Origin of the sequence: Streptomyces radiopugnans (assembly GCF_900110735.1) — a bacterium.
GTDB classification, from domain to species: domain Bacteria; phylum Actinomycetota; class Actinomycetes; order Streptomycetales; family Streptomycetaceae; genus Streptomyces; species Streptomyces radiopugnans.
The window spans coordinates 311733-324660 of sequence record NZ_FOET01000002.1 but is presented as its reverse complement, the minus strand read 5'-3'; the positions used below and the strand labels follow the sequence as shown (position 1 = coordinate 324660).

Sequence of the window (12928 nt, the reverse complement as noted above, 5' to 3'; positions counted from 1 at the left end):
CCCCGCAGGACATTGGGCCCGCGCGGAAGGGACCAGTGACCCCTGCCGAACGCGGGTACCCGGATCGATCATGAGAACACGGCGGCACAGAGCCGCCCGTCAACGGAGGTGTTGTGATGGTACGTACGGTCACCGTGGGAGTGGACGGCTCGGCCGAGAGCCTGGCCGCCGCCGGCTGGGCGGCCCGGGAGGCGGTACGGCGCGGGGTGCCGCTGCACCTCGTCCACGTGCGGGAGCCCGACCCCTTCACCCCTCCGGACTCATTCGCCGACCCCGAGACCCGGCAGCACTGGGCCCAGCGGATCCCGCGCGAGGCGGCGAACGACCTCGCACGCCGCCACCCGGGGCTGGAGATCACCACCGACCAGCTCACCGGCCGTCCCCCCGAGGTGCTGACCGCGGTCGCCGAGCAGGCCGAGGTACTGGTCGTCGGCACACGCGGACTGGGACCCGTGGCCGGCTTCCTGATCGGCTCCGTCGGCCTGGCCACCGTCGCCCGCGTGAAGTGCCCGGTGGTGCTGGTGCGGGCCGGAACGCCGGAGGAGGGCGGACCGGAGGGCACCGAGCCCTCCGACGAGTCCCGCGACGTCGTCATGGGACTGGAGCTGTACCGGCCGGCCGACGAGCTGATCGAGTTCGGCTTCGAAGCCGCCGCCCGGCGCGGCGCCGCGCTGCGGGTCGTCCACGGCTGGAACCCGCCGCTGGTCTACGGCGTCGACCCCATCGCCGTCGACCCCCGCCTGGCCACCGACCTGGCCGAGGAGAGCTCCCGGGCACTGAACGACGCGCTGCGCCACTGGCGGGAGAAGTACCCGGACGTCGAGGTGAGGGCACAGGCCGTGGTGGGCAGGGCCGCCCGCCATCTGACGGAGGCCTCCGGGGACGCCTCACTGGTCGTCGTCGGCCGCCGCAACCGCCGCTCGCCGATCGGCTTCCACATCGGGCCGGTCGCCCACGCGGTCATGCACCACTCCAAGGCGCCCGTCGCCGTCGTCCCGCTCGACTGAGGCACGCCCGCCGCGACGGCGCCGCACCCCGGGCCGCGACCCTTCGGCGAAGACCGGCGGGCCGCGGCCCCGGCGTCTGAGGGCGGGGCACCGGGCGCGTCAGGGCGTGAACGCCTCCAGGTGGTCGACGACCACGAAGCGCGTGTGCGGGCTCGCCTCCTCCACCGCCCTGCGCAGGCCCTCCAGGCCGCCCCAGTCCACGGCCGGCGCGTCCAGCGGCTCGTCGAAGTCGTCCCAGTGGGTGGGCACGACGTAGGGCGGGTGGCCCAGGCAGGACAGCAGGCGCGGCACGTAGTCGTGCACGGTGGAACCGCCGGGCTGGATCATCGCCAGGTCCGGGGCGAGCCCGGCCAGGTCGGCGGCGCTGAAGTTGGAGCCGCCGAAGTTCACCAGGGTGAAGCCGGTGGCCTCGCTGGTGACCGCGTACGCCAGGGTCTCGCCCTCGACGAGGTCGGCGATGGTCCTCGGGCGGGGCGGCGGGCCGCCGGGGCGGGTGCCGGGGAAGGGCACCCGGGCACGCGGCCCCGGCATGGAGTGCAGGGAGCGCAGCACCCGGACCGAGTAGCCCTCGAAGCGGATGTGCTCGCCGCCGCGCACCACCGACAACTGCTCCTCCAGGGCGCGCCGCTCCTCCGGCCGGGCGAGCGCCAGCATCATGTTGGCGTGGCTCTCGGTGCCCAGCACGGTGGCGCCGGTACGGGCCGCCAGATGCGGTACGTCGGGCATGTGGTCGTAGTGGCCGTGGGTGACCAGGATCTGGTCGGCGCGCAGCCGGTGGCGGTCGATGGCGGCCCGGTCGACGGTCACCGGCGTCTCCGGGTCGGCCCCCTTACGGGAGTAGGTGCCGGTGCGGAAGCGGGTCAGCCACGGGTCCACGAGCACGGTGGCGGGTGCGGCGCCGGGCCGCTCCACGCGGATCTCCCAGCCGTTGTTGCCCAGCCAGCGCAGCCGGAAGCCGGACCCGCCCGGCTCGGGGCGATCGGAACGCGCGGGGCGGGCCGCCGGCTGCGCCGCGCCGGCCGGGACGGCCGCGGTCAGGCCGGCGGCGGCCAGACCACCGGCCGCCGAGGCGCCGAGCAGACCGCGCCGGGACACCGGGGAGGTGCGGGCGGGGGAGGAAAGGGAGGGGCGAGAGGATCGGGGAAGTGGTCGCATGCCGTGATCAGAGCACGTGCGACGGCGGCCCGTCCAAGATCGAAAACCGTTCCCGGCGATACCGGAAACGGTATCGTCCCAGCGTGGACCTGTTACGGCACCTGAGGTACTTCCGGGCCGTCGCCGAGGAGCTGCACTTCGGGCGGGCGGCGGAACGGCTGCACATGGCCCAGCCGCCGCTGAGCCGGAGCGTCCGCTCGCTGGAGGAGGAGCTCGGTGCGCGGTTGTTCGACCGCACCTCGCGCGGCGTACGGCTGACCGCCGCGGGCGAGACGCTGCTGGCCGAGTCCGGTGAGCTGCTGGCCCGGGCCGAGCGGATGCGGACCCTGGTCGCCCGCGCCCACCGCGGCGAGCACGGGACGCTGCGGATCGGGGTGCCGCCGGAGCTGCCCGGACGCGTGCTGGCCCGGATGCTGACCGCCTTCGCCGCCGAGGCCCCGGGTGTGCAGGTGGAGCCGAGGGAGCTGAGCACCGCCGAGCAGGTGCGGCTGCTGGCCGACAGGGAGCTGGACGCCGGACTCCTCCAGCACCCGGTGGAACTGCAGCCGGCCGGACTGGTGGGCGAACCGGCCACCGGTCTGCCGCTGGGCGTCGTCCTGCCCCGGGATTCCCCGCAGGCGGGGACGGGCCCGCTGCCCCTGGCCGCGCTCGGCGGCAGCCCGCTGGTGATCTTTCCCCGGCAGGCGGCGCCGGGCCTGTACGACGCCACCCTCGGCGCCTGCCGCGCGCAGGGCTGGCACCCGTCCCGGATCGTCCACGCGGGAAGCCCCGAGGTGGTGATGGGCCTGGTGATCGCCGGGCGCGGGGCCGCCCTCGCGCACGAGGCCGTGGCCCGCAAGGAACCCCGCGTCCTGTGGCGTCCGCTCGGCACGGACGGCCCGCGGTGGCCGGTCTCCTTCGTGCGGCCGGCCGCGGCGCCCCATCCGGCCGCCCGGCGCCTGGCGGCCACCGCGACGGCCGCGCTGCGCGCCGAGGCGGGCGGGACGGGCGAGTTCCTGGCCGGGCGGCCCGGACCGAGGACGGCGGAGTCGGACGGCGCGCCGCGCCCCTGGGACGTGGTCTACGCGGTGCGGCGGCCGGAAGAGGGCTGATCGCAGCAGCCGTACAGCGCCTCCACCGCCGCCCGCCCCGCCGCGCCGATCGCCGCGTCGAGGTCCGGGCGGCGCCGGTCGAGGCTCTCGGTCTCGGTGAACACCGCGACCGCGTAACGGCCGCCACCGGGCGGGGAGACGACGCCGATCTCGTTGCGGACGCCGGGCAGGGTGCCCGACTTCGCGGCGACCGCGACCTCCTCGGGGAAGGCCGCCGCCAGCCGGTGCCAGCTCACCTGCCGCGCCATCAGCTCCCTGACCTCGGCGCACGCCCGCGGCGGCCCGGCGCGGTCGGTCCAGATCAGGGCGAGCAGCCGGGTCATGTCCCGGGCGGTGCCGCTGTTGGTGCGCCGCGGGTCCGACGTGGGCAGGGAGCGTATCCGCTCGGGGGAGAGCGTGGGGTAGACGGCGGCGAACGCGGCGGGATCGGCGGCGCCCACCTCCGCCAGCACGCTCTCCAGCAGGTCCCGGGGCGATCCGGCGATCCGCGTGCCCTCCAGCCCCAGCTCCCGCGCCAGCAGCGCCACCGTGTCGGTGCCCACCCTGCGGAACAGCACGTCGGCGGCGGTGTTGTCGCTCACCGACAGGGCGAGGAACGCCAGATCGCGCAGGCTCATCTCCACGTCGTCCCGGCAGCCGGCCGTGCCCGTGCCGCCCAGCCGGTCCGCCTGCCGCACCAGCACCCGCTCGGCCGGATCAAGCTGGCCGTACGCCGCCTGCCGGGCGAACTCCAGCACCAGCGGGACCTTGACGACCGAGGCCAGCACCACCGGCTCGTCCGCCCCGGTCCCCGTCTGCCGCCCGCAGTCCACGCAGCGCGCGTGCAGCCGCACCCGGGCACCCAGCGCTCCGAACTCCCGCTCCACGTCCCCCGGTTCCGCCACCGGGCCATCCTGCCGCACCCCGTCCCCCTCGGGCGAGCGCCCGCCCGGCGGAGGGGGACGGGGTGTGCCGGCGTCAGCGGATGTGGCGGCCGGAGACCGCGCGGGCGATCACCAGGCGCTGGATCTCACTGGTGCCCTCGAAGATGGTGTAGATCTTGGCGTCCCGGTACATCCGCTCCACCGGGTGCTCCCGGCTGTATCCGGCGCCGCCGAGGATCTGGACGGCCTTCTCGGTCGCGGCGACGGCCAGTTCGCCGGCGCGCAGCTTGGACATCGAGCCCTGGGCCGCGTCGAAGGCGCGGCCGTTGCGGGCCATCCAGGCCGCCTGCCAGATCAGCAGCCGGACGGCCTCGATCTCGGTCCGCAGATCGGCCAGGGTGAAGGCGACGGCCTGGTTCTCGACGATGGGGCGGCCGAAGGCGACGCGGCCACCCGCGTACTCCAGGGCGTACTCGTACGCGGCGCGCGCGATGCCGAGCGCCTGCGCTCCCACGGTCGGCCGGCTGACCTCGAAGGTCGCCATGGCGGCCTGGCCCTTGGCCCCTCCGCCCTCGCGGGCGCGGGCCAGGCGCGCGTCCAGCCTCTCCCTGCCGCCCAGCAGGCAGTGGCCCGGCACCCGCACCTCGTCCAGGAAGACGTCGGCGGTGTGCGACGCCCGCAGCCCCAGCTTCCTGATCTTGCGCCCGGCCTCCAGACCGGGCGTGCCGGGCGGGACGATGAACGCGGCCTGGCCGCGGGCGCCGAGCTCCGGCTCCACCGAGGCCACCACCACGTGCACGTTCGCTATGCCGCCGTTGGTGATCCATGCCTTCTGGCCGCTGATCACCCACTCGTCCCTCGCCTCGTCGTACCGGGCGCGGGTGCGCATGGCCGAGACGTCGGAGCCGGCCTCGGGCTCCGAGACGCAGAAGGCCGCCACCTTGGGATCGTCCTGGTCGCCGAAGCACTGCGGGACCCACTCGGCGAGCTGGTCGGGGGTGCCGGCGGAGAAGATGCCCGCCACCGCGAGCGAGGTGCCGAACAGGGCCATGCCGATGCCGGCGTCGCCCCAGAACAGCTCCTCGTTGGCGATCTGGAGGGAGAGGCCGGAGGGGTCGCCGTACATGTCGGCCAGGGACTCGAAACCGTACAGGCCGATCTTCGCCGCCTCCCGGATGACGGGCCAGGGAGTCTCCTCCCGCTCGTCCCACTCGGCGGCGGCCGGGCGCACGACGTCGGCGGCGAAGCCGTGCACCCACTCGCGCAGGTCGTGCTGCTCCTCGGTGAGGTCGAGGGAGAAACCGCTCATGACCGCAGTCCGCCCCTCACGCCTTGGGGATGTCGAAGTAGCGGGTCAGGCCGGAGGCCAGGCCGACGTCGCCGGCCAGCTTCAGCCTGCGCGTCATGAACATCGTCACGGGACTGGCGTTGCCGGAGACGAGCCTGAGGAACTCGGCGTCGCCCATGGTCAGCGTCACGCGCGGGTCGGTGTCGCCGCGGCCCTCGCGGACCGTGCAGGTGCCGCCCGAGATGGCGATCTCGTGGACGACCTCGGTCTCCCCGGTTACCTTCCAGCGGATCACGGCGTCCAGCGATCCGGCCCGTTCGGGGCGGAACTGCCGCTCCATGCGCCGGAAGACCTCGCCGAGCACGCGCGTGCGCAGCTCGCCGCGCATGATCTCGGCGATCTCCCCGTTGGACAGGCCCTTGACGATCCGCGCGAACTCCTCGGGGGAGACGGCGGCGAAGTCGAGGGCGGCGAGGTCGGCCGGCTCCCGGCTGACGCCGTTGGTCATGGGGTTCCCCTCACTCTTCTTACTCCGAAGTAAATTTACTGGTGAGTAAGATTACGATGCGGTAGGTAGGCTGGCAAGAGTGAGCGGCGAACGCAGGCGACGGGTGCCCCGGCGGATCCGGGAACAGCAGATCATCGACGTGGCGGTCCAGGTCTTCGCCAGGCGCGGATACCACCCCGCCTCGGTGGACGAGATCGCCGAACTGGCGGGCATCTCCAAGCCGATGGTCTACCTCTACCTCGACTCCAAGGAGGGCCTGTTCCTGGCCTGCCTGCGCCGTGAGGCCGAGCGGCTGGTGGCGGCCTTCCAGGGCGCGGCGCGCGATGTGCGCACCCCGGAACTGCGGCTGTGGGCCGGGCTGTCGGCCTTCTTCGCCTTCGTGGCCGAGCACCGCGACAGCTGGGTCGTCCTCCACCGCCAGGCTTCGCAGCTCAGCGAGACCATCACCGCCGAGGTCGCCCAGGCCCGCCGCGCGGTCATGGCCGAGGTCGCGGGCCTGGTCCGGGACGGGATCGGCGAGGCCCTCGGACCGGTCCCGGTCGCCGACGAGGAGGCCGACTTCGTGGCCCACGCGCTGGTGGGCGCGGCGGACTCGCTCACCGACTGGATGGAGCGCCACCCCGGGGAGTCCCCCGAACGGGTCACCCGGCGTCTGATGAACATGGTGTGGGTGGGCATGCGCAACGTGCTCGCCGGCGAGATCTGGACACCGCCGGCGGGTTCCGGGCCCCAGGGCCCGGAGCCCGCCGGGAGGTCCGGGGCGCCGGCGGCGCCGGCAGGCCCGGCCGGCGAGGGGCGCTCAGTCCGGGAGTGAGACCTCGCCGCGCAGATGCTCGCGCCCCGCGTCGCCGTCCCCGCGCAGCCGGAAGTCCCACAGCACGCCGGTGCCGGAGGACGCGGCCGGGCCCGTGGCACGGAAGCGCACCGCCGAGGGCAGCGGGACCGGGGCCCGGAAGGAGACCTCCACCCGGCAGGCGTCGGGCAGCCGCTCCTCCAGCGCCGCCAGACAGCGGGCCTTGGTCCACATGCCGTGCGCGATGGCGCGCGGGAAGCCGAACAGCCGCGCGGTGAGCGGATGCAGATGGATCGGGTTGCGGTCACCGGAGACGGCGGCGTAGGCGCGCCCCGCCGAGCCGGGCACCTCCCAGCGCTCCTCCAGCACCGGACCGCCCGGGTCGCCGACCCCGTCGGGCAGGGCCCCGCCGGACGCGGTCCCGCCGAGCCGGGCCCCGGTGCGCGGCCCGGCTCCGGCCGCCCCGCGTCCCCGGCGCAGGTACGTGCTCACGGACCGCCACACCGTACGGGTTCCGTCGTCGGCCTCGGCCGTCACGTCGAAGGCGGTGCCCTTCGGGTGCGGCCGAAGGTCCCCGGCCCACACCCGGTAGGTGAGCCGCTCCCCGGCCTCGACCGGCCTGTGCCGGTCGATCCGGTTGGCGATGTGGACCAGCCCGAGCAGCGGCAGCGGGAAGTCCCGCCGGGTCATCAGCGACATCGCCAGCGGGAAGGCGACGAGGTGCGGATACGTCACGGGCAGCCGGGAGGTGTCGGCGAAGCCGCAGATCCCGGCGTAGCGGCGCAGCCGCCCGGGGTCGGCCGCGACATCGCGCAGCACCAGCCGCCGCGCCGGCACCGGAACTCCCCGCCCGCCACCGGACTTGGGCAGCACCGCGCGGAGGTACAGCCCGGCCGTGCCCGGCGCGGACGGCATCTCCAGCGTCTCCGGTCCCGGCCCCCCGCGGCCGGCGCTGCCCGCGTCCTCCGGGCTTCCCGCGCCCTCCATGCCTCTCATGCCCCTCACACCCCTCACGCTCCCAGCAGGGACTGGCCGCACACCCGCAGCACCTGGCCGCTGACCCCGCCGCTGCCGGGCGAGGCGAGATAGGCGACGGCCTCGGCCACGTCGACGGGCTGCCCGCCCTGCTTCATGCTGTTCATGCGGCGGCCGGCCTCCCTCACGAACAGCGGCACCGCCGCCGTCATCCTCGTCTCGATGAAGCCCGGGGCCACCGCGTTGACGGTGACACCGCGCCCGGCCACGACCGGTGCGAGGGCCTGGACCAGCCCGATCAGACCCGCCTTGCTCGCCGCGTAGTTGGTCTGCCCGACGTTGCCCGCGATGCCGCTGATGGAGGAGGTGCACACGATCCGGCCGCCCTCGCGCAGCACCGGCCTCCCCGAGTCCCCGGTCTCCAGCAGCCGTTCCGTCAGGCGCTCCACCGCGGTGAGGTTGACCGCGACCACCGAGTCCCACTTCGCGGCGTCCATCCGGCCCAGGGTCTTGTCGCGGGTGATGCCCGCGTTGTGCACCACGACGTCCACGCCGCCGTGGCGGGCGCTCAGGTGCTCCGCCAGGACGCCGTCGGCGCCGTCGGCGGTGATGTCCAGTTCCAGCGCGTCCCCGCCGATCCGCCCGGCCAGCTCGCGCAGTTCCCCGCCCTGGCCGGGCACGTCCAGGCAGACCACCGTCGCCCCGTCCCGGGCAAGGGTCTCGGCCACCACCGCGCCGATGCCGCGCGCCGCTCCGGTGACCACGGCCGTCCTCCCCTCCAGCGGGCGCTCCCAGTCGGCCGGTGCGGCGGTCCCCTTCACGGGCTGCCCGATCCGGACCACCTGGCCGGAGACGTAGGCCGAACGGGCCGAGAGCGCGAAGCGCAGCGTGGACTCCACCGCGTCCTCCGCCCCGGGCGCGACGAGCAGCAGGTGCGCGGTCGCCCCGCGCCGCAACTCCTTGCCGACCGAGCGCACGAAGCCCTCCAGCGCCCGCTGGGCGACGGCCTGCCGCACCCCGCCGGCCGCCTCGGGCGGGGTGCCGAGGACCACGACCCGGCCGCAGGGGGCCAGTGAGCGGATCCGCGGGTGGAAGAAGTCGTGCAGGGCGCGCAGCCCGCCGCTGCCGGTGATGCCGGTGGCGTCGAAGACCAGTGCGGCGGTGGCGTTCCGGGAACCGGAGGAGCCGGGGGAACCGGGAGAGCCGGGAGAGCCTGCGGAGCCGCTCGCCGCGCTCGGCAGCGAGGCCACCAGCTCGCGCAGCGGCCCGGTCAGCCGGCCGCCCTCGGCGCCGTCCACGACCACCGGGCCGGACAGGACGGGACGGCCCGGGCGGTGGCGCTCCAGTATCTCCGGGCGCGGCAGGCCCAGGCGCCGGGCGAGGAGGGCGCCGGGTCCGGAGGCCGTCATTTTCTGGTAGCGATCCACCATTGATTTCTCCTTACGCATGAGTAAGTTTACTCCGAAGTAAGTAGAGGGGTTTCCTACCACAAGGAGTGGTGGCCATGGCAACGGCCGTCCGCCGCGTCGCGATCGTCGGCAGCAACCGCATTCCCTTCGCCCGGGCGGACGGGCCCTACGCCACCGCCTCCAACCAGGAGATGCTCTCCGCCGCGCTGGCCGGTCTGGTCGAGCGCCACGGCCTGCGCGGCGAACTGCTGGGGGAGTTCGCCGCGGGCGCGGTCCTCAAGCACAGCCGGGACTTCAACCTCGCCCGGGAGGTGGTGCTCGGCAGCGCGCTGGACCACCGCACCCCCGCGTACGACGTCCAGCAGGCGTGCGGAACGGGTCTGGAGACCGTCATCCTCGTCGCCAACAAGATCGCCCTGGGGCAGATCGAGTGCGGCGTCGCCGGCGGTGTGGACACCGCCAGCGACGCACCGCTGGGCGTCAACGACGACCTGCGGAAACTGCTCCTCAAGGCCCGCCGCGCCCGCTCCCTGCCCCAGCGCCTGGGCGTCCTGGCCGGGCTGCGCCCCAGGCACGCCGTCCCCGACATCCCCCGCAACGCCGAGCCGCGCACCGGCCTGTCGATGGGCGAGCACGCCGCCCGCACCGCCGCCGAGTGGGGCATCACCCGTGCCGACCAGGACGCCCTGGCCGCCACCAGCCACCGGCGCCTGGCCGCCGCCTGGGACCGGGGCTTCCTCGACGACCTGGTCACGCCCTTCCGGGGCCTGGAGCGCGACCAGAACCTGCGCCCGGACAGCACGCCGGAGAAACTCGCCCGGCTCAGGCCGGTGTTCGGCGAGGGCGAGGGGGCCACCATGACCGCCGGCAACTCCACCCCGCTGTCCGACGGCGCCTCCACCGTGCTGCTGGCGAGCGAGGAATGGGCCGCGCGGCGCGGTCTGCCGGTCCTGGCCTACCTCACCCACTCCCGCACCGCCGCCGTCGACTTCGTCGACGGCTCCGACGGGCTGCTCATGGCACCGGTGTACGCCGTGCCGAAGCTGCTCCGGGCCGCCGGGCTGAAGCTGGGCGACCTCGATCTGTACGAGATCCACGAGGCGTTCGCCTCCCAGGTCCTGGCCACCCTCGCCGCCTGGGAGGACGAGGAGTTCTGCACCCGCCGCCTGGGCCTGCCCGGCCCGCTGGGCACCGTCGACCGCGACCGCCTCAACGTGGCCGGATCCTCCCTCGCGGCCGGGCACCCCTTCGCCGCCACCGGCGGCCGGATCGTGGGCACCCTCGCCAAACTGCTCCACGAGCAGGCCGCCGAGCGCGGCGGGCCCGCCGACGGAGGGGAGCCGACCGTGCGCGGCCTGATATCGATCTGCGCCGCGGGCGGGCAGGGCGTGACCGCACTCCTCGAACGCTGACCGCCGGGCCCGTACGAGCCACCGCCCGTACGGGCCCGCCCCTTTCCCGGCTCGACCCCGACACCGCTCCCCGACCCCCGCTCCCCGAACCCGACCCGCACCTCCCACCCCCCACACCGGCCAGTGCAGTCCTCCCCACGCCGCGAACAGGAGCCGACCATGGGCGTACGCAAGGATCTGAAGAGGGCGAAGCAGCGCAGCGAACTCGCCGACCGCGTGACGGTGGAACTGATCCGGGAAGGCGGCGCCGTACGCGAGGCGCGCTCCTCCTGGCGCACCCCGCCGCCCGCCGCCCAGGGCACCACCGCCGACATCCCCTTCACCGGCGCCGAACAGGACCCCGACGCGGTGGTGCTGCGCCGCCAGGAGGCGGGCCGGTGGGTCCCGGTCACCGCGGCGGCCTTCGCCCGTGAGGTGAACGCGGTCGCCAAGGGGCTGATCGCCGCCGGGCTCCAGGCCGGCGACCGGGTCGCGCTGATGTCCCGGACCCGCTACGAGTGGGAGCTGTTCGACTTCGCCGTCTGGGCGGCCGGCGGGCAGACCGTACCGGTCTACCCGACCTCCTCGGCAGGGCAGATCGAGTGGATCCTGCACGACTCCGGCGCCCGGTTCCTGGTCGTGGAGACCGAGGAGAACGCCGTCACCGCCGCGGCCGCCTCGGTCTCCCTCCCCGAACCGCCGCGCACCTGGCGGATCGACGCCGGGGCCGTCGCCCAACTGTCCGACCTGGGCAGGGAGTTGGGCGACGAGAAGGTGACCGAGCGCCGCGCGGGCCTGACCTCCGACACCGTCGCCACCATCTGCTACACCTCCGGCACCACCGGCCGCCCCAAGGGCTGCGTGCTGACCCACGGCAACCTCCAGGCCGAGGCGTACAACACCGTGCAACTGCTGCACCCGGTCTTCGAGGCGGCCACCGGCCAGAAGGCCTCCACCCTGCTGTTCCTGCCACTGGCCCACATCCTGGGCCGCACCATCCAGATCGCCTGCCTCCAGGCGCGCATCGAACTCGGCCACTGGCCCAGCATCAAGCCCGACGAACTGCGGCCCGAACTCAAGCGGTTCCGCCCCACCTTCCTCGTCGGCGTGCCCTACCTCTTCGAGAAGATCCACGACACCGGACGTGCCACGGCGGAGAGGATCGGCCGAGGCTCCTCCTTCGAGAGGGCCGACCGCATCGCCGTGCGCTACGGCGAGGCCTTCATGGACACCTTCCGCAGTGCCGGGACCGGCCCCGGCCTCAAACTCTCCCTCGCCCGGGGCCTGTACGACCTGCTGGTGTACCGGCGCGTCCGCAAGGAGCTCGGCGGCAGACTCCACTACGCCATCAGCGGCGGCTCCCCCCTGGACCGCCGCCTCAACCTCTTCTTCGCCGCCTGCGGCATCATCGTCTACGAGGGCTACGGCCTCACCGAGACCACCGCCGCCGCCACCCTCGTCCCGCCCCTGGACCCGCGCCCGGGAAAGGTCGGGCAGCCCATACCCGGCACCGCCGTGCGCATCGCCGACGACGGCGAGGTGCTGATCAGGGGCAGTGTCGTCTTCACCTCCTACCGGAACAACCCGCAGGCCACCGCCCAGGCCCTGAGGGACGGCTGGCTCGCCACCGGAGACCTCGGCTCGCTGGACGAGGAGGGCTACCTCACCATCACCGGCCGCAAGAAGGACATCATCGTCACCTCCGGCGGCAAGAACGTCTCCCCGGCCGTGCTGGAGGACCGGCTGCGCAGCCGGCCGCCGATCGGGCAGTGCATGGTCGTCGGCGACGGCCGCCCCTATGTGGCGGCGCTCATCACCCTCGAACCCGAAGGCCTGGAGCACTGGCTGTCGGTGCGCAGGCGCCCCCTGGACACACCCTTCGCAGAGCTGGAGAAGGACCCCGAGCTCCTCGCCGACGTCCAGCGCGCCGTGGACTACGCGAACGAGGCCGTCTCCCGGGCGGAGTCGATCCGCCGCTTCGCCCTGGTCGAGGGGGAGTTCACCGAGGACAACGGCCTGCTGACACCGTCGTTGAAGATCAAACGCCATGCCGTGGCCGCCGCCCACGCGGACCGGATCGACGCCCTCTACCGGAAGTGAGGGGGTACCGCCATGAGCGAGCACCACGGCGAGCACCACTGCGGGCACCACAGTGGCCGGGGCGGCGACGGCGACCGCGCGTACGACTACGACGTGATCGTGGTCGGTTCCGGCTTCGGCGGTTCGGTGGCCGCGCTGCGGCTGACCGAGAAGGGCTACCGGGTCGGGGTGCTGGAGGCGGGGCGGCGCTTCACCCGCCAGACGCTGCCGAAGAACTCCTGGGACCTGCGGAACTACCTGTGGGCCCCGGCGCTGGGCCTGTACGGCATCCAGCGCATCCACCTGATGGACAAGGTGATGATCCTGGCCGGCGCGGGGGTGGGCGGCGGTTCGCTGAACTACGCCAAC

Annotated in this window: 12 protein-coding genes; 6 read left to right on the top strand and 6 right to left on the bottom strand. The window is 74.3% G+C overall.

Annotated features, from left to right (window positions below; genetic code table 11):
- Nucleotides 1-116 precede the first annotated feature (116 nt).
- Entirely contained in the window at nucleotides 117-1007 is an 891-nt protein-coding gene (locus BMY40_RS06250) for a universal stress protein (protein ID WP_093656284.1), read from the top strand.
- 99 nt (nucleotides 1008-1106) lie between these two features.
- Here the strand turns inward: BMY40_RS06250 and BMY40_RS06245 are convergent, their stop codons facing one another.
- Entirely contained in the window at nucleotides 1107-2162 is a 1056-nt protein-coding gene (locus BMY40_RS06245; RefSeq protein ID WP_093656282.1) for an MBL fold metallo-hydrolase, read from the bottom strand.
- Nucleotides 2163-2245: 83 nt separating this feature from the next.
- Here BMY40_RS06245 and BMY40_RS06240 point away from each other — a divergent pair, with 83 nt between their 5' ends.
- On the top strand, nucleotides 2246-3253 hold the full coding sequence (locus BMY40_RS06240) for a LysR substrate-binding domain-containing protein (RefSeq protein WP_093656280.1): 1008 nt from the start codon (nucleotides 2246-2248) through the stop codon (nucleotides 3251-3253).
- On the opposite strand, the gene BMY40_RS06235 is transcribed toward BMY40_RS06240, so the two are convergent.
- The 3 genes from BMY40_RS06235 to BMY40_RS06225 form a co-directional block, all read right to left on the bottom strand.
- On the bottom strand, nucleotides 3223-4137 hold the full coding sequence (locus BMY40_RS06235) for a serine hydrolase (protein ID WP_218158235.1): 915 nt from the start codon (nucleotides 4135-4137) through the stop codon (nucleotides 3223-3225). The genes BMY40_RS06240 and BMY40_RS06235 overlap by 31 nt on opposite strands.
- A gap of 73 nt (nucleotides 4138-4210) precedes the next feature.
- Nucleotides 4211-5425, bottom strand: coding sequence for an acyl-CoA dehydrogenase family protein (locus tag BMY40_RS06230; protein WP_093656278.1), 1215 nt, complete (start codon nucleotides 5423-5425; stop codon nucleotides 4211-4213).
- 16 nt (nucleotides 5426-5441) lie between these two features.
- Entirely contained in the window at nucleotides 5442-5912 is a 471-nt protein-coding gene (locus BMY40_RS06225; RefSeq protein ID WP_093656276.1) for an SCP2 sterol-binding domain-containing protein, read from the bottom strand.
- Between the two features lie 79 nt (nucleotides 5913-5991).
- Between BMY40_RS06225 and BMY40_RS06220 the strand changes: the two genes are divergently transcribed.
- Nucleotides 5992-6726, top strand: coding sequence for a TetR/AcrR family transcriptional regulator (locus BMY40_RS06220; RefSeq protein ID WP_093656274.1), 735 nt, complete (start codon nucleotides 5992-5994; stop codon nucleotides 6724-6726).
- Here BMY40_RS06220 and BMY40_RS06215 read toward each other — a convergent pair.
- Together BMY40_RS06215 and BMY40_RS06210 are read right to left on the bottom strand one after the other, a co-directional pair.
- The gene (locus BMY40_RS06215; RefSeq protein ID WP_245769891.1) at nucleotides 6712-7701 is read right to left on the bottom strand and encodes a MaoC family dehydratase; all 990 of its coding nucleotides are present in this window, start codon (nucleotides 7699-7701) and stop codon (nucleotides 6712-6714) included. The genes BMY40_RS06220 and BMY40_RS06215 overlap by 15 nt on opposite strands.
- Before the next feature lie 14 nt (nucleotides 7702-7715).
- Nucleotides 7716-9110 (bottom strand): 3-oxoacyl-ACP reductase, encoded by a 1395-nt coding sequence (locus BMY40_RS06210; RefSeq protein WP_093656272.1) that lies wholly within the window; start codon nucleotides 9108-9110, stop codon nucleotides 7716-7718.
- Nucleotides 9111-9184: 74 nt separating this feature from the next.
- Here BMY40_RS06210 and BMY40_RS06205 point away from each other — a divergent pair, with 74 nt between their 5' ends.
- From BMY40_RS06205 to BMY40_RS06195, 3 genes are all read left to right on the top strand, one after another.
- A complete protein-coding gene (locus tag BMY40_RS06205; protein ID WP_093656270.1) occupies nucleotides 9185-10501 on the top strand; it encodes an acetyl-CoA C-acetyltransferase in 1317 nt (438 codons plus the stop codon).
- 159 nt (nucleotides 10502-10660) lie between these two features.
- Nucleotides 10661-12580, top strand: a complete 1920-nt coding sequence (locus BMY40_RS06200) for an AMP-dependent synthetase/ligase (RefSeq protein WP_093656268.1) — start codon at nucleotides 10661-10663, stop codon at nucleotides 12578-12580.
- A gap of 12 nt (nucleotides 12581-12592) precedes the next feature.
- The coding region (locus BMY40_RS06195; RefSeq protein ID WP_245769890.1) for an NAD(P)-binding protein at nucleotides 12593-12928 on the top strand (336 nt) is incomplete at its 3' end.